25 protein-coding genes and 1 pseudogene are annotated in these 20,768 nt (G+C 66.3%); 15 read left to right on the forward strand and 11 right to left on the reverse strand.

Going from position 1 to position 20,768, the window contains the following annotated elements:
• The first annotated feature begins 74 nt into the window (after positions 1–74).
• The gene (locus tag IM738_RS03245) at positions 75–1,172 is read left to right on the forward strand and encodes an enolase C-terminal domain-like protein (protein WP_236964460.1); all 1,098 of its coding nucleotides are present in this window, start codon (positions 75–77) and stop codon (positions 1,170–1,172) included.
• A gap of 10 nt (positions 1,173–1,182) precedes the next feature.
• Here IM738_RS03245 and IM738_RS03250 read toward each other — a convergent pair whose 3' ends face one another.
• On the reverse strand, positions 1,183–1,566 hold the full coding sequence (locus IM738_RS03250) for a VOC family protein (RefSeq protein ID WP_236964461.1): 384 nt from the start codon (positions 1,564–1,566) through the stop codon (positions 1,183–1,185).
• A 151-nt stretch (positions 1,567–1,717) separates the two neighbouring features.
• Between IM738_RS03250 and IM738_RS03255 the strand changes: the two genes are divergently transcribed.
• Positions 1,718–2,149: a DUF2267 domain-containing protein gene (locus IM738_RS03255; protein ID WP_236964462.1), complete on the forward strand. Its 432-nt coding sequence runs from the start codon at positions 1,718–1,720 to the stop codon at positions 2,147–2,149.
• Positions 2,146–2,658: a GNAT family N-acetyltransferase gene (locus tag IM738_RS03260; protein WP_236964463.1), complete on the forward strand. Its 513-nt coding sequence runs from the start codon at positions 2,146–2,148 to the stop codon at positions 2,656–2,658. Before IM738_RS03255 ends, IM738_RS03260 begins: the two co-directional genes overlap by 4 nt.
• Before the next feature lie 125 nt (positions 2,659–2,783).
• Here IM738_RS03260 and IM738_RS03265 read toward each other — a convergent pair whose 3' ends face one another.
• The 3 genes from IM738_RS03265 to IM738_RS03275 are packed head-to-tail and all read right to left on the reverse strand — an operon-like array spanning position 2,784 to position 3,544.
• Positions 2,784–2,948, reverse strand: coding sequence for a type II toxin-antitoxin system Phd/YefM family antitoxin (locus IM738_RS03265; RefSeq protein ID WP_236964464.1), 165 nt, complete (start codon positions 2,946–2,948; stop codon positions 2,784–2,786).
• A 15-nt stretch (positions 2,949–2,963) separates the two neighbouring features.
• Complete coding sequence (locus IM738_RS03270) at positions 2,964–3,344, reverse strand: type II toxin-antitoxin system VapC family toxin (protein WP_236964465.1); 381 nt, start codon at positions 3,342–3,344, stop codon at positions 2,964–2,966.
• Positions 3,341–3,544 (reverse strand): type II toxin-antitoxin system VapB family antitoxin, encoded by a 204-nt coding sequence (locus IM738_RS03275; protein WP_236964466.1) that lies wholly within the window; start codon positions 3,542–3,544, stop codon positions 3,341–3,343. The genes IM738_RS03270 and IM738_RS03275 overlap by 4 nt, the downstream gene beginning before the upstream one ends.
• Positions 3,545–3,686: 142 nt before the next feature.
• Between IM738_RS03275 and IM738_RS03280 the strand changes: the two genes are divergently transcribed.
• The 4 genes from IM738_RS03280 to IM738_RS03295 all read left to right on the forward strand — a co-directional run bounded on the left by IM738_RS03280 (position 3,687) and on the right by IM738_RS03295 (position 5,645).
• Positions 3,687–3,962 carry a type II toxin-antitoxin system Phd/YefM family antitoxin gene (locus tag IM738_RS03280; RefSeq protein ID WP_236964467.1) on the forward strand — a complete coding sequence of 92 codons (276 nt, stop codon included), beginning with the start codon at positions 3,687–3,689 and terminating at the stop codon, positions 3,960–3,962.
• Positions 3,963–3,967: 5 nt separating this feature from the next.
• Positions 3,968–4,288 (forward strand): type II toxin-antitoxin system RelE/ParE family toxin, encoded by a 321-nt coding sequence (locus IM738_RS03285; RefSeq protein ID WP_236964468.1) that lies wholly within the window; start codon positions 3,968–3,970, stop codon positions 4,286–4,288.
• Between the two features lie 102 nt (positions 4,289–4,390).
• Positions 4,391–4,927 carry a hypothetical protein gene (locus IM738_RS03290; protein ID WP_236964469.1) on the forward strand — a complete coding sequence of 179 codons (537 nt, stop codon included), beginning with the start codon at positions 4,391–4,393 and terminating at the stop codon, positions 4,925–4,927.
• A 52-nt stretch (positions 4,928–4,979) separates the two neighbouring features.
• Positions 4,980–5,645, forward strand: coding sequence for a hypothetical protein (locus tag IM738_RS03295; protein WP_236964470.1), 666 nt, complete (start codon positions 4,980–4,982; stop codon positions 5,643–5,645).
• Between the two features lie 81 nt (positions 5,646–5,726).
• Here IM738_RS03295 and IM738_RS03300 read toward each other — a convergent pair.
• Positions 5,727–6,330 (reverse strand): annotated as a pseudogene (locus tag IM738_RS03300) (acyl-CoA dehydrogenase family protein); the annotation flags it as partial.
• Between the two features lie 106 nt (positions 6,331–6,436).
• Here IM738_RS03300 and IM738_RS03305 point away from each other — a divergent pair.
• Together IM738_RS03305 and IM738_RS03310 are read left to right on the forward strand one after the other, a co-directional pair.
• Positions 6,437–7,696, forward strand: coding sequence for an AAA family ATPase (locus IM738_RS03305; protein ID WP_236964471.1), 1,260 nt, complete (start codon positions 6,437–6,439; stop codon positions 7,694–7,696).
• Positions 7,693–8,268, forward strand: coding sequence for a hypothetical protein (locus tag IM738_RS03310; protein ID WP_236964472.1), 576 nt, complete (start codon positions 7,693–7,695; stop codon positions 8,266–8,268). Before IM738_RS03305 ends, IM738_RS03310 begins: the two co-directional genes overlap by 4 nt.
• A gap of 132 nt (positions 8,269–8,400) precedes the next feature.
• On the opposite strand, the gene IM738_RS03315 is transcribed toward IM738_RS03310, so the two are convergent.
• Positions 8,401–9,588, reverse strand: coding sequence for an acyl-CoA dehydrogenase (locus IM738_RS03315; RefSeq protein ID WP_236964473.1), 1,188 nt, complete (start codon positions 9,586–9,588; stop codon positions 8,401–8,403).
• Positions 9,589–9,708: 120 nt separating this feature from the next.
• On the opposite strand from IM738_RS03315, the gene IM738_RS03320 reads away from it, so the two are divergent.
• Positions 9,709–10,593 carry a LysR family transcriptional regulator gene (locus IM738_RS03320; protein WP_236964474.1) on the forward strand — a complete coding sequence of 295 codons (885 nt, stop codon included), beginning with the start codon at positions 9,709–9,711 and terminating at the stop codon, positions 10,591–10,593.
• 168 nt (positions 10,594–10,761) lie between these two features.
• Here IM738_RS03320 and IM738_RS03325 read toward each other — a convergent pair whose 3' ends face one another.
• Positions 10,762–11,703 (reverse strand): AraC family transcriptional regulator, encoded by a 942-nt coding sequence (locus IM738_RS03325; RefSeq protein ID WP_236964475.1) that lies wholly within the window; start codon positions 11,701–11,703, stop codon positions 10,762–10,764.
• A gap of 361 nt (positions 11,704–12,064) precedes the next feature.
• On the opposite strand from IM738_RS03325, the gene IM738_RS03330 reads away from it, so the two are divergent.
• The 5 genes from IM738_RS03330 (at position 12,065) to msrA (ending at position 16,972) form a co-directional block, all read left to right on the forward strand.
• A complete protein-coding gene (locus tag IM738_RS03330) occupies positions 12,065–12,538 on the forward strand; it encodes a (2Fe-2S)-binding protein (RefSeq protein ID WP_236964476.1) in 474 nt (157 codons plus the stop codon).
• Between the two features lie 13 nt (positions 12,539–12,551).
• Complete coding sequence (locus tag IM738_RS03335; protein ID WP_236964477.1) at positions 12,552–14,801, forward strand: xanthine dehydrogenase family protein molybdopterin-binding subunit; 2,250 nt, start codon at positions 12,552–12,554, stop codon at positions 14,799–14,801.
• A 19-nt stretch (positions 14,802–14,820) separates the two neighbouring features.
• Positions 14,821–15,264 carry a cyclophilin-like fold protein gene (locus IM738_RS03340; protein WP_236964478.1) on the forward strand — a complete coding sequence of 148 codons (444 nt, stop codon included), beginning with the start codon at positions 14,821–14,823 and terminating at the stop codon, positions 15,262–15,264.
• Positions 15,265–15,285: 21 nt separating this feature from the next.
• Positions 15,286–16,335 (forward strand): XdhC family protein, encoded by a 1,050-nt coding sequence (locus tag IM738_RS03345; RefSeq protein ID WP_236964479.1) that lies wholly within the window; start codon positions 15,286–15,288, stop codon positions 16,333–16,335.
• A gap of 103 nt (positions 16,336–16,438) precedes the next feature.
• On the forward strand, positions 16,439–16,972 hold the full coding sequence (gene msrA / locus IM738_RS03350) for a peptide-methionine (S)-S-oxide reductase MsrA (protein WP_236964480.1): 534 nt from the start codon (positions 16,439–16,441) through the stop codon (positions 16,970–16,972).
• 128 nt (positions 16,973–17,100) lie between these two features.
• Here the strand turns inward: msrA and IM738_RS03355 are convergent, their stop codons facing one another.
• The 4 genes from IM738_RS03355 to aztA form a co-directional block, all read right to left on the reverse strand.
• Positions 17,101–17,979 carry an EamA family transporter gene (locus IM738_RS03355; RefSeq protein WP_236964481.1) on the reverse strand — a complete coding sequence of 293 codons (879 nt, stop codon included), beginning with the start codon at positions 17,977–17,979 and terminating at the stop codon, positions 17,101–17,103.
• A 73-nt stretch (positions 17,980–18,052) separates the two neighbouring features.
• Positions 18,053–18,985 carry a metal ABC transporter substrate-binding protein gene (locus IM738_RS03360; protein WP_236964482.1) on the reverse strand — a complete coding sequence of 311 codons (933 nt, stop codon included), beginning with the start codon at positions 18,983–18,985 and terminating at the stop codon, positions 18,053–18,055.
• Positions 18,986–19,001: 16 nt separating this feature from the next.
• Positions 19,002–19,826 carry a metal ABC transporter permease gene (locus IM738_RS03365; protein ID WP_236966451.1) on the reverse strand — a complete coding sequence of 275 codons (825 nt, stop codon included), beginning with the start codon at positions 19,824–19,826 and terminating at the stop codon, positions 19,002–19,004.
• An 89-nt stretch (positions 19,827–19,915) separates the two neighbouring features.
• The gene (aztA, locus tag IM738_RS03370) at positions 19,916–20,725 is read right to left on the reverse strand and encodes a zinc ABC transporter ATP-binding protein AztA (RefSeq protein WP_236964483.1); all 810 of its coding nucleotides are present in this window, start codon (positions 20,723–20,725) and stop codon (positions 19,916–19,918) included.
• Positions 20,726–20,768: the final 43 nt, after the last annotated feature.

Below are 20,768 nucleotides of genomic sequence, written 5' to 3' on the forward strand. Positions count from 1 at the left end.
CGCAAGCTAACAGATTGCGTGCCAATGCAGAACCCGAGGGCTACCATGGCGGTCAGTCTTGAAAGGAGAACACCATGGTTGCCCATGCTCTTTTGACGGTTCGTGACCTGCGCGTGCGGGCGGTCCATGTGCCCTTGCGCATTCCTTTGCAGACCAGCAGCGGCACCATCCACATCGCGCCGCTGGCCCTCATCGACCTGCTCACCGACGAGGGCGTCACCGGCTCCACCTACCTGTTCTGCTACACGCCGCTGGTGCTCAAACCGGTGGTGCAGCTGCTGAACGAGCTGGTTCCCGTGATCCGGGGCGACGCGGTCGCGCCGCTGGAACTGGACCGCAAGCTGCGCGCGCGGTTCCGGCTGCTCGGGGTCAAGGGCGTGGTGGGCATGGCGCTGGCGGGCATCGACATGGCCGCCTGGGACGCCCTCGCCACCGCGCAGGGCCTGCCGCTGGCGCGGCTGCTGGGCGGCGAGCTGCGGCGCATCCCGGCCTACAACAGCTGCGGGCTGGGCATGATCGGCGCCGAGCGCGCCGCGGCCGAGGCCCAGCAGCTCGCGGCGCCCGGCTTCCCCGCCATCAAGGTCCGGCTCGGCTACGCCGACCTGGCCACCGACCTCGCGGTGGTGCGCGCCGTGAAGCGGGCCATCGGCGACGGCGTGCACCTGATGTCGGACTACAACCAGGCGCTGTCCGTGGCCGAGGCCAGCTCGCGCATCCAGGCGCTGGACGGCGAAGGCCTTTACTGGGTGGAAGAGCCCACCTCGGCCGACGACCACGCCGGCCACGCCCAGATCCGCACCCGCACGCGCTCGCGCATCCAGATGGGCGAGAACTGGTGGGGCCCGCACGAGATGGCCGTCTGCGTGGCCGCCGGCGCCTCGGACTTCGGCATGCCCGACGCCATGAAGATCGGCGGCGTGACCGGCTGGCAACGCGCCGCCGCCATCGGCGAGACTGCCGGCCTGCCGCTGTCCAGCCACCTGTTTCCGGAAGTCAGCGCCCACCTGCTCGCCGTCACGCCCACCGCCCACTGGCTGGAATACGTCGACTGGGCCGACCCGGTGCTGCAGGAGCCGCTGCGGGTGGAGGCAGGCCACGTCACCCCGCCCGATGTGCCCGGCACCGGCATCCGCTGGAACGAGGACAGCATCCAGCGCTGCCTGGTGCCCTGAGCCCCGAGTTCTACGCCGGTAGGTCCTCGTGGAGGCAGAGGTAGTTGCCCTCGGTGTCCTTGAACCAGGCGGCCTTCTCGGCGCCGAGCACGCAGACGTGGTTCACCGTTTTCAGGCCGGGGAAGTCGTAGTCCTCGAACACCACGCCCGAGCGTTTCAGCTGCTCGATGCTGGCGGTGATGTCGTTCACCTGGAAGCTGATCGCGGTGTGGTCGGCCTTGGTGCCTTCGGGTTTGGGGAACAGGGCCAGCGTGCTGCCGCCGACCGAATAGACGAACTTGCCGTCGGGCTTGAACCCGCCCGGCGACAGTCCCAGACAACCCTCGTAGAACGCCCGTGCGCGGTCGATGTCTTTCACGGGCAGCATGGTGGTGACAGAAGCAGTGGACAACATACCCAGTCCTTTCGCTCGATCCGGCCACGTTCGCGCCGCCTGGCGCCCGCCAGGCCACCGGGCCGGCACATCAGCATAGGCTTCCCGGTGCGCGGGCGCCAGTGGCCCTCATCGGGTGGTGCGGGCATGGCTCGAACTACCATGCCCACCCATGACGCTGCCCTTCGAATACCAGAACCCCACGCTCCAGTTCGAGCGCTTCATGGTCGACGCCCGCGACTGCGCCGGGCTGCCCACCACCAACATGGCGTGGAACATGGTGGTGGGTGTGCTGCACGCGTTCCGCCAGCGACTGACCGTGCCGCAGGCCCTCGCTTTTGCGGCCGTGCTGCCGCCCGTGACCCGCGCGCTCTTCATCGAAGACTGGCCCATCGACCAGGCGCCTGTGCCTTTTGGCGGGCCGGCCGAGTGGCTGGCGGACGTGCGCTCCGTTCGCACGGAGCACAACTTCTCGCCGGCCGATGCGGTGGTGTCCGTCGCCACCGCCCTTCGCCGGCATGTGGACGCCGCCGCCTTCGAACGGGTGCTGGCGCAGCTGCCGCCCGAGGCCAGCCGGTACTGGCAGGCGAGGCCCGCCCCATGACACCCACTCGGCTTCAACTCCAGCGCTGGCAAGCGCTCACCAGCGAACAGCAGCAATCCGTGCTGGCCCTGCACATCCCGCCCGAGCAGATTGAATTCGCCGGGACGATGGCGCAGGCGGTCGCGGTGGGCGAGGGCGCCAGCCCCGACGAAGTGGCCGGCCTGGCCGTGCTTCAAGCCGATGTGCCGGTCGGCTTCGTGGTGCTCTGCCGGGGCTCCCGGCTGCCGGAGTGGGCGCCCACCGGCGCCGTCGCCCTCAGGGCCATGCGCATTGACAGCCGCGAACAGGGCAAAGGCCACGGCAAACACGCGCTGGCCCTGGTGGAAACCTGGCTGGGGGAGCACTGGCCGGTTTGCCCGTTGCTCGCGTTGTGTGTGGACGACCAGAACCTGGCTGCTCGGCGCGCCTACGAAGTGGCGGGGTTCACCGAGTACACCGAGCCCAAGGCTGGGCGCATCGGGCTGGTGCGTTATCTGGCCAAGCCTTTGAAGGTGGCTGCGCGCTCATAGCACCCGACGGCCGGTTCAACACCACCGGCCGCAGGCGCTCAGCTCTCGTCGTCCAGCAGGCGCTGCAGCGCTTCTTCTGTCAGGCCCTGCGCGGCAGCACTGGAGGCGTTCTGCGCCAGCGAGCCCTACAGGCGGTTCGCGCAGAAGTTGCGCATGGCCTCGTGGTCCTGCGCGCTGACCATCACGCCCACCACGCGGCCGTGCTTGAGCACCTGGACGGGCCTGTGCTGAACTTGATCAAGCAACTTCCCGAAGTGGGTCTTGGCTTCGGTGGCAGTGCAGGAGCGCATGGTCTGTTGGCCTCCTCAATGAGTGGCCGCGGTGTGCGCCACGCCCAACCGCTCGGCCAGCCCGACCAGCCGCCGGTCCAGCGTCCACAACCGCGCGCCCGGTGTGATGAGCGCCGACGCCAGCAGGCCCAGATCCACCAAACCGCATCCTTGGCCGTACAAGCGTTCGCGCTCCACAAACGCCATCACCTCGTCCACCGTGGCCACCTTGGCCGGTTGCAGCGCCGCCAGATCGGCCAGCGTCTGCACTCGGGCCGGGGGCGTGCCGCAGGCCAGTTCCGCCCGCACCCAGGGGTGGGTCAGCACGGCGTCCTGCACCAGCAGGTTGGCCAGCTCTTCGTTGCGGCTGCGAAAGTGGTCCACCCACACCGAGGTGTCCACCAGCACCGCCGTCATTCGGCAGGTTCCTCGCGCCGACGTGGGATCTCGGCCATTTCGGGCGCGGCCGCACCCAGCGCCGCCAGCCGCTTGGCCGACTGCACCCGCACAAAGGTGCGGAACACCTCGCGGAACAGGTCGGCCTTGTCCATGGACGGGTCGGCGACTTGCAAGGCCCGCTCGTACAAGGCGTCGTCGATGGTGACGGTGGTTCGCATTGGGGCGCTCCGGTTTGTAGATTCAAAGACGCATCAGTTTTGATGCGATAAAGCATCATATAGAAGACACATCAAAGCCTCAATGCATGGCTTGACCCAGACCAAATACGGGCATAAATTCAGTCCACCCCAAGGAGGCGCCATGCAAGCCCGCGAACACATCCGATCCATTTCCTACCTCAAGAGCCACGCCGCCCAGATCTCTGAAGAGGTGGCCGCCACCGGTGCGCCGGTCATCATCACCCAGAACGGCGAAGCCGCCATGGTGATCGAGGGCGTGCAGCAGTACCAGGACAAGGAAGACCTGATCGCCCTGCTCAAGCTGCTGGCCCTGGGTGAAAAAGACCGGCAGGCGGGCCTGGGCCTTTCGGTGGAAGAATCCCGCGCACAACTGGCACAACGGCGCCAGCAGCGCTGAACGCCATGGCCATCGTCATCCTGCCGGACGCGCAGGCCGACCTGCTGGACCTGCAGGACTACATGCTGGAGCGATGGACGCCGGAGCTGTGGGTGGCCGCCGAACAAGACATCTTTGACCAGCTCGCCCAGGTGGACTCGGGTTTCATCACCGGCCCGGTGATTCCTTTGCTCGCCAGCGTGGGCATGACGGACTACCGGACCATCCTCAGCTCACACCACCGCATCCTGTACCGCCAGATCGACGGGAATACTTTTGTGTATGCGGTGGCTGGGCAGACGCAGGATTTTCAGACGCTGTTGCTCAGGCGGTTGTTCAGGCGGTGAGAGTGGGGAAAAGGCAAGACCTCACCTTAATCCGTCTCTGTAGGTTCGAAAGTCTATGCGCATTAACATTTCTCGATTGCATCACCTGAGGTTTATGTTCGTATGAATAATTCATTGTTCTTTTCTCGGTCCATTGTTGCTTTTGTTGCGTCTTTTTTCTGTGCTCATCTGCATGCATCCCCGGTTGATTTGATTGCATTGATGGATGCGTTTTGTATTGGGGCTGATGGTGATGTTAAATCGGCAGAAAAAATGGCAATTGCTTCGGGTGGGAAGCGGTTGTCCAAAGATATGTTGCATCTCGACCCGGCTGTAGCTAGGGATGGCGGTAGTGGATTCACTGTTGTTCGAGGGAAAAAGAAGTATGTCGTTATGATTACAAATAAAGGCGCCTGTTCCATTCTTTCTGTTAGCACGTTGCCGCAGGATCTGAAGCTTCTTCTTGAAAAAACCTACCCTTTGCGTAAAGTTTTGGATGATGGAAGCGGTCCCCAATTTTTAACTATGTGGAAAGTTCTTCAGCCTTCGATGTATGCTGGATCTGTTATTTCAATGAATGCTGCAAGATCCGGTTTCGGAGCGGATGGGGCGGTTTCTCTGGGTTATTTATCATCTAAGCTTGTTCAAGCTGAAAAATAGATAATTTTTTTGGAGAGTCTTCTTTGGAAGTACATTTTTATGAAGTGCAGCAATGACCGCTCAAGCAGCTGATTTGATTTTTTTTGAAGGTAAAGAGTACGTTACGTTCGATGAGCCGCTTTCATTTCTTGAAGGGCTACCGGAGTTTTTGGATTTGAATACTGGAAATATTAAAGGGTATGTTGCATTGTGGGTGGTTGTCGCTAATCGTTTGTTTATCGCTTCGCTAAATGGTTATGTGCCTGGAAGGACTGATAAGGGGCTTGGACTTGTTTTTTCCAATGTTCAGGCACCTATTTTTGCGAGTTGGTATTCTGGAAGGCTTCGACTTTTAGGTGGTCAACTACTCAGGCGTAGCGAAATAAATCCAATCTATCAGCATGAGGTTTTACTGGTTGTGAAGAATGGGGAGATCCAGGAGTGTTCGTTGCTTGATAGAACTGGCGAAGCCGTCTGTCATGAATTCGATCCAATGTTGTCTGTGTCGATTGAGTTGCTTGAAGGATTTTCTCCTGGGGTGATTGATTTGGTTCGAAATTTGGGTGTTTCTAGTTTGGGTGATCTTGTTGAGTTTGATGGATTGGAGTTCGCCAAGGCGACGGGGCTGGGTATCGATGCGGTAATTGACATAAAGAATGCACTTTCAACTTATGGGCTTTCATTTGGTATGCATTTGCAGGGCTGGCCACCGAAGCAAAGTCCGGTGAGGCCGCTTTGATCTGATGTGCTTCTTATAGCTAATGGAGCAGAAAAAAAGGGCTGCCAGTGGCAGCCCTTCTTGTTGGGAAGCGCGAAACGATCAATTCGCAAACGCCGCAATCCCGGTTATCGCCCGGCCCAGAATCAGCGCATGCACATCGTGCGTGCCTTCGTAGGTGTTCACCACCTCCAGGTTCACCAGGTGGCGGGCCACGCCGAACTCGTCGCTGATGCCGTTGCCGCCCATCATGTCGCGGGCCATGCGGGCCATGCGGGCGATGTCGAGCGACTTGCCGCAGCTGTTGCGCTTCAAGATGCTGGTGATCTCCACGGCGGCGGTGCCTTCGTCCTTCATGCGGCCCAGGCGCAGGCAGCCTTGCAGGCCGAGGCTGATTTCGGTCAGCATGTCGGCCAGCTTTTTCTGGCAGTTGGTTGGCGGCGAGCGGGCGGCCGAACTGCTGGCGGTCCAGCACGTACTGGCGGGCGCAGAAGTAGCGGTCTTCTGCGGCGCCCAGCGCGCCCCAGGCGATGCCGTAGCGCGCGCTTTTCAGACAGGTGAACGGGCCTTTCAGGCCGCGCACGTCCGGGAAGGCGTTTTCTTCCGGCACGAACACCTCGTCCATCACGATCTCGCCGGTGATCGATGCGCGCAGGCCGACCTTGCTGTGGATCGCGGGGGCGCTCAGACCTTTCCAGCCTTTTTCTGAGCAAGACCTGACTCAGTTCTCCTTCCTCGCAAATTCCCTCGCTTCCAATATGCTTGTGCAAGCTCTGAAGTAAATTCAAGGCTTCTCTTCTCAAGGGGCATCAATGCTCAAGTACTTACAGCTGTCCAATGTAGGCCTATCTCCCAGCACACGGGTGGAGTGGGCGCCACGGTTGAACTTGATTGCTGGCGATAACGGGCTGGGCAAGAGCTTCCTATTGGACTTGGCTTGGTGGGCCCTCACGCGCACCTGGGCAGGCGCTACCGCATTGCCGATGTCACCCAAGAAGGCCTCGGTTGAGTTCGGCATCAAAGGCAAGACGGCTGCGCCCAAGGTGATCAGCTCCACGTATTCCAAGGCAGACGGCAGCTGGCCGCTGCCCGCTGCGCGCCCGGTGATGCCAGGCATCGTGGTGTACATCCGCATCGACGGTGGTTTCTCGGTATGGGACCCGGCGCGCAACTACTGGCGCACCGACCCCGCCCGCCCGGATGCCTACCACTTCAAGGCCGAAGAGGTGTGGAATGGTCTGGAGGTGAATGGACAACGCGTGTGCGAAGGGCTGGAGCGCGACTGGGTGAACTGGCAGGAAGGGCGCAAGCCGCAGTTCCGGGCGCTGGAGAAAGTGCTGGAAGTGATGTCGCCGCCGCTGGAACCTTTGCGTGCGGGACAGCCACAGAGAGTGTTCATTGGTGAGGGGCGCGACCGCCCGACGCTGCTGGTGGGCAACCAGACGGTGCCGGTCGCGCTGGCATCAGCCGGTGTGCGAAGGGTGCTGGCGCTGGTTTATTTCCTCGTGTGGGCATGGCACGAGCACAACGTGGCGGCCAAGCTGCTGGGCAAGAAGCCTGAAGACCGCTTCGTGATCTTGTTTGACGAGCCCGAAACCCATTTGCACCCGCGCTGGCAGCGCACGATTGTGCCGAGCATGCTCAAGGCGATTGACGAGCTTCGGGGATCGAAGAGCACGCCCCCCCAGGTGCTGGTGGCAACACATGCGCCCTTGGTGGCTGCATCCATTGAGCCGCTGTTCGACGCGGCGCAGGACGACTTGATCCATCTGTCTCTGGTCAATGGACAGGTGCAGCTCGAACAGGGCTCCTGGGCCACGCAGGGCGATGTGACGAACTGGCTGGTGTCGGAGACGTTTGGTCTGGAGCAGGCCAGGTCCATCGAGGCAGAGCAGGCGATTGAGGCGGCCGAGGCCTTCATGCGGGACGAAAAACACCTGCCCGCCGGGCTCGACACGAAAAAAGCCATTCACACCCGACTACAGAAGCTGTTGCCCGCTGGTGACGAGTTTTGGCCCAGGTGGCTGGTGCACACGCAGGCGGTGCGAGGCGCGAAGGGGGCCGGCGCGTGATCCGGGCACCCAAGGTCAAGAAGCCGGTTGCCTTTGATGCCAAGGTGAACACGCCGGGCGATGCGTGGCTGAAGGCTAATCCGAACGCCAAGCGGCCCAAGGCGCTTTGGGAGCCCTACACGGCCACACTGAGCCAAGCCTATGGAAACCGCTGCGGGTACGCCGCGATGCTGGACCCGACCGGCGGCTCGGTGGACCATTACCTGAGCTTCAAACACCACCCGGAGCTGGCGTACGAGTGGAGCAACTACCGGTTTGCGTCCAACACCCTCAACTCATCCAAGCGCACGGCGGACGACACGGTATTCGACCCACAGGAAGTCAAACCGGGCTGGTTCAAGATCTTGTTGCCATCGCTGCAACTTGTGGTAACCGATGCTGTGCCCAGAAGTCACAAGGCCAAAGCGGAGTTCACCTTGAAGCGCCTCAAACTGCGTGATGGCGAACGCATCATCCGGTGGCGATGGTCTTGGTACCAGATGTACCTCGACGAGAAGCTAACCCTTGAGGGCCTGCGCGACGTTGCGCCCTTGATCGCCGAGGCGGTAGAAGCCCAGGCAGCTGCAGGTTAAGGGACCCACATATGCAGGAAATATCGGGTGCATAGATCGCGTTGTCGTGCCAGATTCAGCGCATCAGTAGCGGGTTTACCAACAAGAAGGGCTGCCAAAGGCAGCCCTTCTTGTTTTGCGGAATGAACCCAATCAATTCGCAAACGCCGCAATCCCCGTGATCGCCCGACCCAGAATCAGCGCATGCACATCGTGCGTGCCTTCGTAGGTGTTCACAACCTCCAGGTTCACCAGGTGGCGGGCCACGCCGAACTCGTCGCTGATGCCGTTGCCGCCCATCATGTCGCGGGCCATGCGGGCGATGTCGAGCGACTTGCCGCAGCTGTTGCGCTTCAAGATGCTGGTGATCTCCACGGCGGCGGTGCCTTCGTCCTTCATGCGGCCCAGGCGCAGGCAGCCTTGCAGGCCGAGGCTGATTTCGGTCAGCATGTCGGCCAGCTTTTTCTGGATCAGCTGGTTGGCGGCGAGCGGGCGGCCGAACTGCTGGCGGTCCATCACGTACTGGCGGGCGCGGAAGTAGCAGTCTTCGGCGGCGCCCAGCGCGCCCCAGGCGATGCCGTAGCGCGCGCTGTTCAGGCAGGTGAACGGGCCTTTGAGGCCGCGCACGTCGGGGAAGGCGTTTTCTTCCGGCACGAAGACTTCGTCCATCACGATCTCGCCGGTGATGCTGGCACGCAGGCCGACCTTGCTGTGGATGGCGGGGGCGCTCAGGCCCTTCCAGCCTTTCTCCAGGATGAAGCCACGGATCTGGCCGCCGTCGTCCTTGGCCCAGACCACGAACACGTCGGCGATGGGGCTGTTGGTGATCCACATCTTGGCGCCACTCAGGCTGTAGCCGCCGGGCACGGCCTTGGCGCGGGTGACCATGCTGCCGGGGTCGCTGCCGTGGTTGGGTTCGGTGAGGCCGAAGCAGCCGATCCATTCACCGGTGGCGAGCTTGGGCAGGTATTTCTGCTTCTGCGCTTCGCTGCCAAATTCGTTGATCGGCACCATCACCAGCGAGCTCTGCACGCTCATCATGCTGCGGTAGCCGGAGTCCACGCGCTCCACTTCGCGCGCCACCAGGCCGTAGCAGACGTAGTTGAGGCCGCTGCCGCCGTAGGCCTCGGGGATGGTCGGGCCGAGCAGGCCGAGTTCGCCCATCTCGCGGAAGATGGCCGGGTCGGTCTTCTCGTGGCGGAAGGCCTCGGTCACGCGGGGCAGCAGCTTTTCCTGGCAGTAGGCGCGGGCGGCGTCCTGCACCTGGCGCTCGTCGTCGGTGAGCTGCGCGCTCAGGTGGAACGGGTCTTCCCAGTTGAAGGTGTTTTTGCTGGTGGCCATGGCGTGTCTCCGGGTCGGGTTGGAAGAGGGGCTGGAAGAGCGGTTTGGGGGCGATTGTCGGCGCCGCATGAATAGCTGTCTAATATTGATTGCCGATTGATCAATACAAACCCTGTATTCATGGAATTTCGCCACCTGCGCTGTTTCACCGTGCTCGCCGAGGAGCTGCACTTTGGCCGCGCCGCCCAGCGCCTGGCCATGACGCAGCCGCCGCTCTCGCTCAACATCCAGCAGCTCGAAGCCTCGGTGGGCGCGCGCCTGTTCGAGCGCAACAGCCGTGGCGTGGCGCTTACCGCCGCCGGGCTGGCCTTTCTGCCGCGCGCGCAGGCGCTGCTGGAGCAGGCGGCCACGGCGGCGCGCGAGGCGCGCGACGTGGGGCAGGGGCTGGCCGGGCAGTTGCAGATCGGCTTTGCCGGCACGGTGCTCTACCGCGGCCTGCCGCAGGTGCTGCGCGACTTTGCCGCCGCGCACCCCAAGTTGCGGCTGGCGCTGCGGGAACTCTCCAGCAGCGAACAACTGGTGGAGCTGGTGCACGACCGGCTCGATCTGGGCTTCGTGCACACCACGCGCGTGCCGGCGGGGTTCTCGCAGATTTTGGTGTCGAGTCAGCCGTTCATGGCCTGCCTGCCGTCATCGCACCCGCTGGCCAAAAAGAAGCTGCTGTCGCTCGATCAACTGAAGGGCGAGGCCTTCGCCATCGTGATGCGCGCCGTCTCGCCCGACTACCACGACCGCATCCTCGCCGCCTGCGCGGACGCGGGCTTCGAGCCGTCGCTGGCGTTGGAGCTGCGGCACTGGCTGAGCGTGGTCTCGGTCATCGCGCAGGGGCTGGGCGTGGGCCTGGTGCCGGCCGCGCTGCAACAGGCCGGCCTGCCCGGCGTGGCCTTCGTGCCGCTGGCCCAGCCGCTGGCGCCCTACGACACGCACTGCCTCTGGCGCACCGGGCGCGATCAGGCCGCGCTCGGGGCGTTTCTGGCGGCGGTGCGCGAGGTGGCGGCGAGGTGAGGACCGGGCCGCCCTGTGACAAGCTCAGGCCGGAAGGCTTCCGGCGCGAAGCACCCAGCCGGGGATGCGGCGGAACCGGCTCCGCCGGGCCGCATCGCATAGCCCCCTGAAGGGGGTCGCGCGCAGCGCGGCGGGGGTGAGCCCAGTCAGGCGGCGGGGGTGTTCACCTCATGCCGCCACAGGCTCCTGCTGCCAGCGGAAATCGGCCACGTCTTTCGAAGGCGGCGCGCCGAACGAGCGGCGGTACTCGCGGCTGAACTGCGACGGGCTTTCGTAGCCCACGCGAAACGCGGCGGTGGACGCCTCCATGCCTTCGGAGAGCATGAGGCGGCGCGCCTCGGTGAGGCGCAGCTGCTTCTGGTACTGCAGCGGGCTCATGGCCGTCAGCGTCTTGAAATGGTGGTGGAAGGTCGAGAGGCTCATGCCCGACTCGCGGGCCAGCGTCTCGACCCGCAAGGGTTCGTTGAAGCGGGCGTTCAGGCTGGCGATGGCGCGCGCGACCTGGTGGCTCTGGGTGTCCACGGTGGCGATCTGGCGCAGGCGCGCGCCGGCTTCGCCGGTGAGCAGGCGGTAGTGGATCTCGCGCTTGATCAGCGGCGCCAGCGCCGGGATGTGTTCGGGCTGGTCGAGCAGCGCGAGCAGGCGGTCGAAGGCTTCGAGCAGGGGCGTGGTGAGGGCGCCGGTGGTCATGGCGCGGCTGTCGCGGGCCACGGTCCCTGCGGGCGCCGCGGGTGACTCCAGCATCAGCGAGGCGATCTCGCGCCAGTCCAGGCGCAGGGCCACGCCGAGGTACGGGCGCTCGGCGCTGGCTTCAACCACCGCCGACCTCACCGGCAGGTCCATCGACGTGATCAGGTAACGGTCTTCGCCGTAGCACAGGGTTTCGTCGCCCAGCGTGACACGCTTGCTGCCCTGCACGATCACGGCCACGCAGGGTTCGTAGACGCTGCAGGTGTTCAGGAAGGGCTGGTCGATGCGGATCAGCATCAGCCCCGGAATCTCGGGCGGCATGTGCGGCGAGCTGTCGATCGCCCGCTCCAGCAAACGCCGGACGATGGATGAGCGCGCACCGGGTGCGGGTGCGGGTGGGGTGGAGGAAGGATCGGGCATGGCGGGGCGGTGGTGTCAGGGCTGCGGGCCATGGTATCGGCACTTGCCCGTTTGTGCAGCGCGCTCGCAGGATTGGGCAAGCATGGCGCAGGTTCAGGCTAACGCCGGGCGGGTGCCCTGGTCGACACTGGCGCCCTTCCCGGGGCTGAGAGGCTGAGAGTCTTTCGCTCATGCCCGCTCAACACGCCAAAACGCACCCGCTCTGCGTTGCAAATGCGCGCCATAGCCCGAGCTATGGCTGTGCTTTGCGCCTTGATCGGGCACGTTTTGGCGCGTTACTCGGACACGCTCGAAAAACTCTCAGCCTCTGAGGCCGCTGGAACCCCGCATCCCCGTCACCCCGTTTTCAGGAGACCCCCCCATGACCACCTTGCAAGTCAACGGCCGCGCACAGCAGCTGGACGTCGATCCCTCCACGCCCGTGCTCTGGGCGCTGCGCGATTCGCTGGGCCTGACCGGCACCAAGTTCGGCTGCGGTGCGGCCCTGTGCGGCGCCTGCACCGTGCACGTCGACGGCCAGGCCGTGCGCTCCTGCGTCACGCCCATCGGCAGCGTCGAGGGCAAGAAGCTCACCACCATCGAAGCCGTCACCGGCGGCACCGACCGCGTCGGCAAGGCGGTGCACGCGGCCTGGGTGAAGCACGACGTGGCCCAGTGCGGCTACTGCCAGAGCGGCCAGATCATGAGCGCCACCGCGTTCCTGAAATCGCTGCCCAAGGGCAAACAACCCGCCGCCGCCGACATCGACGCCGCCATGGCCGGCAACGTCTGCCGCTGTGGCACCTACGCCCGCATCCGCGCCGCCGTGGCCGACGCCGCACGCACCCTGGCCTGAAGGAGACACCACCATGTTCAACGACTCCACACAAGAACTCCCGCGCGCCCTGCAACTGATGTTGGCGCGCGACCAAGACCCGGCACCCGTGGCCGAACTGCCGCGCCGCGCCTTCCTCAAGCTCGGTGCCGCCAGCGGCTTTGCGCTGGGCGTGTTCCCGCTGCTGTCGCAAGCGCAAGGCACGGCTGCACCGGCCGCCCTCAAGCCCACGCAGCTGCCCGGCGCCTTCGTGGCCATCGCGGCCGACGGCACCGTCACCGTCACCGTCAACCGCCTCGAATTCGGCCAGGGCGTGCAGACCGCGCTGCCCATGATCCTGGCCGAGGAGCTGGACGCCGACTGGAGCAAGGTGCGCAGCCAGCTGGGCACCAACGACATGGCCTATGCCGACCCGATGTTCGGCATGCACCTGACCGGTGGCTCCAACTCCATCAAGCACAGCTTCACCCAGTACCGCGAGCTGGGCGCGCGTGCCCGCGCCATGCTGGTGCAGGCGGCCGCCACGCGCTGGGGGGTGGACGCCGCCAGCCTGCGCACGGAAAACGGCGCGGTGCTCGGCGCCGGTGGCCGGCGCCTGGGCTACGGTGAGCTGGCCGAAGCCGCGATGGCCTTGCCGGTGCCCGCCAGCGTCACGCTCAAAGACCCGAAGCAGTTCCGCCTGATCGGCCGGCCCACCACCCGGCTGGACGCCGCCGCCAAGAGCAGCGGCCGGCAGGACTTCGGCATCGACGTGCGCCGCCCTGGGCAGCTCACCGCCGTGATCGCGCGCCCGCCGGTGTTCGGCGCCAAGCTGAAGTCGGTGGACGACACGGCGGCGCGCGCCGTCAAGGGCGTGAAGGCGGTGCTGCGCGTGCCGCTGGACCGGGGCGCCGAGGGCGTGGCCGTCATCGCCGACGGTTACTGGCCGGCCAAGACCGCACGCGACGCGCTCAAGCTCGAATGGGACACCGCCGCTGTCGAGAAGGTGGACAGCGCCCGCCAGCTGGTGCAGTACCGCGAACTGGCCGGCCAGCCCGGCGCGAAACACTTCGACGCCGACATGGCGCCGCTCGAAGATCCGCAGAAGAGGGCCCCGAAAAAGATCGAGGCCGAGTTCGTGTTCCCCTACCTGGCGCACGCGCCGATGGAGCCGCTGAATTGCACGGTGGAGCTGTCCGATCAGGGCGCCACGCTGTGGGTCGGGTCGCAAATGGCCGGGCTGGACGGCATGGCCGCTGCGCGCACGCTGGGCCTCAAGCCCGAGCAAGTGAAGGTGCTGGTGCAGTCCGCCGGCGGCGGGTTTGGCCGCCGCGCCATCCCCACCAGCGACTACGTGGTGGAGGCCTGCACCATCGCCAAGGCGGCCCAGGCCGCCGGCCTGCGTGCGCCGGTGCGCACGCTGTGGAGCCGCGAGGACGACATCAAGGGCGGCTACTACCGCCCCATGCACCTCCACCGCGCGCAGGTGGGCTTTGACGCGGAAGGCAAGGTGCTGGCCTGGGACCACGTGATCGTGGGCCAGTCCATCCTGGCCGGTTCGCCCTTCGAGGCGATGATGGTCAAGAACGGCATCGACGCCACCGCAGTGGAGGGCATGCGCACGCCGTACCCGCTGCCCATGCGGCTGACGGTGCACCACCCCAAGGTCAACGTGCCGGTGCTGTGGTGGCGCAGCGTGGGCAGCACCCACACCGCCTTCGTGATGGAAACGCTGATCGACCAGATCGCCCGCGAAACCAGCCAGGACCCGGTGGCCTACCGCATGAAGCTCATGGGCGCCGAGCACCCGCGCCACCGCGCCGCCCTGCAGCTGGCCGTGGACAAAAGCGGCTACGGCAAGAAGCAGTTGCCCGCCGGCCGCGCCTGGGGCGTGGCGGTGCACGAGTCCTTTGAATCGGTGGTGGCCTACGTGGTCGAGGCCTCGGTGAAGGACGGCCAGCCCGTGCTGCACACGGTCACGGCCGGCGTGCACTGCAACCTCGTGGTGAATCCGCGCACGGTGGAGGCACAGGTGCAGGGCGCGGCCCTGATGGGCCTGGGCATGTGCCTGCCGGGGGCGGCCATCACGCTCAAGGACGGTGTGGTCGAGCAGCAGAACTTTGGCGACTACACGGTGGCGCGGTTGACCGACATGCCGGCCATCAGCGTGCACACCGTGCCCAGCGCCGAGCCGCCCACCGGCATGGGCGAACCGGGCCTGCCGCCGCTGGCACCGGCGTTCGCCAACGCGGTGAGCCGCCTGACCGGCAAGCCGCTGCGCGAACTGCCGTTCAAACTGGCCTGACGGTGAAAGGACCGATGCCGTGAAGCCACACTTTTCACGCAGGGCGCTCATGGCCTGTCTGATGATCACGGTCGGCACTGCCGGGGCGCAAACCGCGTCGATGAAGGGCGCCCTGCGCATCCGCATCGACGTTGGCGGACAGGTGCTCACAGCCACCTTGGCCGACAACCCGACCACGCGGGACCTCATGTCGCAGCTGCCGCTGGTGCTGACCGCCAAGGACTTCATGGCGACCGAGAAGGTTGCCTATCCCCCGCGCAAGCTGTCGGTGGATGGGGCGCCAGCGTCCTACACGCCAGTGGAAGGCGACCTGTGCTACTACGGACCGTGGGGCAACCTGGCCTTGTTCTATGCGTCCGGAAAGCCCTCGCCGGGTCTGGTGCTTCTGGGTCGGTTCGATGGCCCTGTTGACGCTCTGCGGAAACAAGGCGAAATCGCGGTGCGGATCGAGCGGGCCCGGTAGGCCCAAAGGAAGGACACACAGATGGAAGATCTCGACACCCAGGTCCTGCGCAGCGCGCAGGCCTGGCACACAGCGGGCCTGCCCGTGTTGCTCGTCACGGTGACGCGCACCTGGGGCTCGTCGCCCCGGCCGCCGGGCTCGCTCATGGCCATCAACGGCCGGGGTGAAACCGTGGGCTCGGTCTCGGGTGGCTGCATCGAGGACGACCTGATCCGCCGCGTGCGCGAGGAGGGCCTGGACGCGGTGTGCGCCCAGGGCCGGCCCGCCACGCTGCGCTACGGCATCTCGGCCGACCAGGCACACCGCTTCGGCCTGCCCTGCGGCGGCACGGTGGAGCTGGTGCTGGAGCCGGTGGCCGCGCACAGCCAGTTGGCGCTGCTGCTGCAGGCCAACCTGGAGCGGCGCAGCACCCAGCGACGGCTGGACCTGCGCAGCGGCGCGGTGGAGCTGCAACCGGGCCGGCGCGACGGTGTGCCCGAGCTGAGCGACGACGCGCTGGTCACGCACTTCGGGCCGCGCCACCGGCTGATCCTCATCGGCGCGGGTGACCTCTCGCGCTTCCTGAGCCAGATGGCGCTGAGCCTGAATTTCGAGGTCATCGTCTGCGACCCGCGCGAGGAACAGCGCGCCAGCTGGTCACTCGACGGCGTGACCCTCAGCCACGAGATGCCGGACGACCTGGTGCTGCGCCTGCAGCCCGACGCGCGCACGGCGGTGGTGGCGCTGACGCACGACCCCAAGCTCGACGACCTGGCGCTGATCGACGCGCTGCAGTCCGAGGCCTTCTACGTCGGCGCCATCGGCTCGCGGCGCCACACCGCGCTGCGGCGCGAGCGCCTGCGCGAACACTTCGGCCTCGGCGAGGCCGAGCTGGACGCGCTGCACGGGCCGGCCGGCCTGTACATCGGCAGTAAGACACCGGCCGAGATCGCGCTGTCCATCATGGCCGAGGTGGTTGCGGCGAAGAACGGCTTGCAGCGGGCCGCGCTGGTGCCGGTGGCCGAGGGCAAGGCGGCGCAGCCGGGCGGCGGCGTGTCGCCGGTGGAACTGCCTGCCAGTTGCGCGGTGTGAAGGGTGTGGTGGGGAGCGGGGAAGCGGTGGGCGCCGCCCGACCCGACCCCGCCCCGAGTGGGTGCTTGCCGTGGCCTGCATACTGCGGGCCAAGGAGTCCACCATGAACCATTCAACCATCGTGCTCGGGGGCGGCTGCTTCTGGTGCACCGAGAGCGTGTACAAGGAAGTGCGCGGCGTGACGGACGTCGAGTCCGGCTACAGCAACGGCCAGGTGCCCCAGCCCAGCTACGAAGACGTGTGCACCGGCGAGACCGGCTGCAACGAGGTGGTGAAGCTGACCTACGACCCGGCGGTCATCAGCACCCGCGAGATCCTGGAGATCTTCTTCGTGGTCCACGACCCGACCACGCTGAACCGCCAGGGCAACGACAGCGGCACCCAGTACCGCAGCGGCATCTACTTCACCGACGACGAACAGCGGGCCACCGCGCAGGCGCTGATTCACGAGCTGACGGCCGAGAACGCGTTTGGCCGACCCATCGTGACCGAGCTGCTGCCGCTGGCCAACTACTGGCCCGCCGAGGACTACCACCAGGACTTCTTCGAGCGCAACCCGCACCAGGGTTACTGCATGGCCGTGGCGGCGCCCAAGGTGGCGAAGTTCAGGAAAACCTTCGCGCGGCTCGCGAAATAAGGCCCCCGTGCATCCCGCGCCTGTATCGGCGCGGACCGGGGCTCCGCCGCTGCGCGGGTCGCTGCCCCCCAAGGGGGCTGATCCGCCTTGGGGCGGCCCGGCGGAGGATGGTGGCGGTGCTCAGGTGCTCAGGTGCTCAGGCGAGCCCGAAGCCGGGGCCACAAGACAATCACGGCCAGGCCGCCGAGCACCAGCGCCGCCGCGCCCAGCTTCCAGCCCGGCAAGCTTTCGCCCAGCGACAGCGCCGAGGCGCCCATGCCAAACACCGGCACCAGCAGCGCCAGCGGCGCCACGGTCGCGGCCGGGTGGCGGGCGAGCAGCCAGTTCCACACGCCGTAGCCAAAGAGCGTGTTGCCCAGCGCCTGCCAGAGCACGCTGGCCCAGACCAGCGGCGTGGCTTGCATGATGGCGCTCTGCATCAGCGCCGGCCCTTCGACCAGCCATGAGATCGCCAGCAGCGGCGGCACCGCGAACACGCTGCTCCAGACCATGAAATGCAGCATGTTCACCGGCCCGAGCGACTTCACCACCAGGTTGGCGCCGGCCCAGAAGAAGGCGGCCGACATCACCAGGCCCAGCCCCAGCCAGGTGACCACGGCCGCGTTCAGGTTCAAGGCGATCACACCCAGCCCGGCCAGCGCCAGCAGCAGGCCCACCACCTGAAAGCCGCGCACGCGCTCGCCCATGAGCGCGAGCGACAGTCCGATGGTGAAAAACACCTGGATCTGCACCACCAGCGACGCCAGCCCGGGCGAGATGTGGCCCTGCATGGCCAGGAACAGCAGGCCGAACTGGCCCACGCCCAGCAGCACACCGAACGCGGCCATCTTGCGCCACGGCGCGGTGGGCCGCGGCACGAACAGCAGCCAGGGCAGGGCAGAAAAAGCGAACCGCAGCGTGGCAAACAGAAAGGGCGGCAGACCGTCCAGGCCCCAGCGGATGACCACGAAGTTGGTGCCCCAGACAAACACCACCGCAAGGGCGAGCAACAGGTGGGTGATCGGCAATCGGGGCTCCGGCAGATGGGAAGCCCGCCAGTGTAGCCACGCGCCTACCAGGGGGCGCGCGCCTGCGCGACGCTCAGTGGCCTTTGATGGCTTGCGTGAGCGCGGTGGTGTTGGCGCGCATCATCGCCACGTAGGTGGTGGCCGGGCCTCTGGCGTCGGACAGCGAGTCGGAGAACAGTTCACCCGCGGGTTGGACGCCGGTCTCGCGGCCGATCTGCGCGATCAGGCGCGGGTCGGAGATGCTCTCGACGAACAAGGCCTTGATCTGTTCTTTCTTGATCTGGCGCACCAGTTGCGCCACGCCCTTGGCCGAGGCCTCGCTCTCGGTGCTCACCCCCTGGGGCGCCAGGAACTTCACACCATAGGCCTGGGCGTAGTAGCCGAAGGCGTCGTGCGAGGTGATGACCTTGCGTTGTGTGGCGGGGATGGCACCCCAGGCGCGCTGGATGTCGGTGTCCAGCGCCTGGAGCTCGGCGCTGTAGGTGGCGGCGTTGCGTTGGAAGGTGTCGCATCCCGCTGCGTCGGCCTCGCACAGACCCTTGGCGATGTTGCCCACGTAGACCATCACGTTGGGTACGGATTGCCAGGCGTGGGGGTCGTTCTCTTCGTGGTGGTCTTTGGTCTTGTGGTCGTGCTCGCCTTCGGCATGGATGGGCTTGATGCCGCGGCTGGCCACCACATGCCTGCCCTTGTAGCTGGCGGTGTTGAGCAGGCGGCCCATCCAGCCTTCGAAGCCCAGACCGTTTGAAAACACGATCTGCGCCTGGCCGACCAGCCGGGCCTGCGAGGGGGTGGGCTGGAACACATGCGCGTCGCTGCCGGGACCGACCAGCACGTTCACCGCCACACGCTCGCCGCCGACCTGTTTGACCAGGTCGCCGAGGATGCTGAAGCTGGCGACGGCCTTGATGGGCGCTGAGGTCTGGGCCTGCAGCGCGGGGCTGAGCGCGGCAAAGGCCGCACCGATGGCGGAGGCGATGAGGTGATGGCGCAGAGAAGGGTTCATGGAGGTTCCTTGGGGTTCAGGCTTGCAGGTGGGAAGTGGCGGGGCGCTGGTGGCGCAGCGCGCCGTGCGGGGCGAAGAGCAGCGACAGCAGGTAGGCCACGCCGAGGCTGAGCACGATCACCGGGCTGGTGGGCAGGTCGGCGTGGTACGAGAGCAGCAGGCCGCTGAGGCTGGCGGCCAGCGCGAGCGCGGTGGCGAGCAGCAGCAATGGGACGAGGCGGCGCACCCAGAAGCGCGCGGTGGCGGCGGGCAACACCATGATGCCCACCGCCATGAGCGTGCCCAGCGCGTGAAAGCCGGCCACGAGGTTGATCACCAGCAGACAGAGAAAGCCATGGTGCGCCACCGGGCTCCAGCGGCTGACCTGGCGCAGAAAACCCGGGTCGAGGCATTCGAGCACCAGCGGTCGGTACAGCAGGGCGAGCGAGACGAGCGTGACCGCGCTGATGCCGCCGAGCAGCCGCAACGCCGCGTCGTCCAGCGCGAGCACGGTGCCGAACAGCACGTGCAGCAGGTCCACGCTGTTGCCTCTCACCGAGACGATGAGCACACCCAGCGCCAGCGAGAGCAGGTAAAAGGCCGCGAGGCTGGTGTCTTCGCGCAGCACGGTGTTGCGCGAGACCAGCCCGGACCCCACGGCCACCGCCAGGCCAGCGAACACGCCGCCGATCGTCATGGCCGTGAGCGACAGCCCGGCCACCAGGTAACCGATGGCCGCGCCGGGCAGGATGGCGTGGGCCATGGCGTCGCCCGTGAGACTCATGCGGCGCAGCATCAGGAACACACCCACCGGCGCGGCGCTGAGCGACAGCGCCACGCAGCCGAGCAGCGCGCTGCGCATGAAACCGAATTCGACCAGCGGGCCGAGCAGGGGGTGGGTGATGAGGTGCCCGGTCAGCCAGACCCAGAACGGAGAGGTGGTGAGGTCGCTCATGCCAGGGCCCCGGCCGCCTGGGCGCCGGCGTGAGCGGCGGTGTGCGAGGCCGTTGATGCCACGCACGGCGGCACGTCGTCCTCAAACGGCTCTCGCATGCGCTGCGCTTGCGCCCAGTGCGCGTCGGTCAGCACCCCGGCGGTGGGGCCAAACGCCACCAGCTCGCGCGCCAGCAGCAGGGTGAGCGGGAAGTGCGCGCGCACCTGCGCCAGGTCGTGCAGCACCACGATCACCGTCTTGCCCTGGTGCTTCCATCGGTGCAGCAGGGCCAGCAGGTCGGCGCTGGTGCGGTTGTCCACAGCGGAGAAGGGTTCGTCGAGCAACACCACCGGCGCGTCTTGAAGGATCAGCCGGGCAAACAGGGCGCGCTGCAACTGGCCGCCCGAGAGCGTGTCCAGCCCGCGCGACTCAAAGCCGGTGAGGCCGACCGCGGCCAGCGCCTCCTCGCAGAGGCGGCGGTGTTCGGCGGTGAAGCGCCCGATCACCCCCACGCGGTGCCACAGGCCCATGGCCACCATGCCGCGCACGTCGATGGGAAAGCTCGGGTCCAGCCCGCTGTGCTGGGGCAGCCAGGCGATGCGCTGCCCCGCCAGGCCACTCACGCTGCCGCTGATGGGGCGCAGCGCGCCCGCCAGCGCCTTGATCAGCGTGGACTTGCCCGCGCCGTTGGGGCCGACCAGCGCCACCAGCGAACCCGGCGGAATGCGCGCGCTCAGATGGTGCACGGCGGGGTGGCGGTCGTGGCCGAGGGTGAGGTTGTGCAGGTCGATCACCGGGGCTGTCGGGTCGGCGTGGGGGTGGGGCATGTCGGCGGCCGTTTAAACTGTTGCAACTGAATTGCGTTAATTT

This window comes from Hydrogenophaga sp. SL48, from assembly GCF_021729865.1.
Taxonomy (GTDB): Bacteria; Pseudomonadota; Gammaproteobacteria; order Burkholderiales; family Burkholderiaceae_C; genus Hydrogenophaga.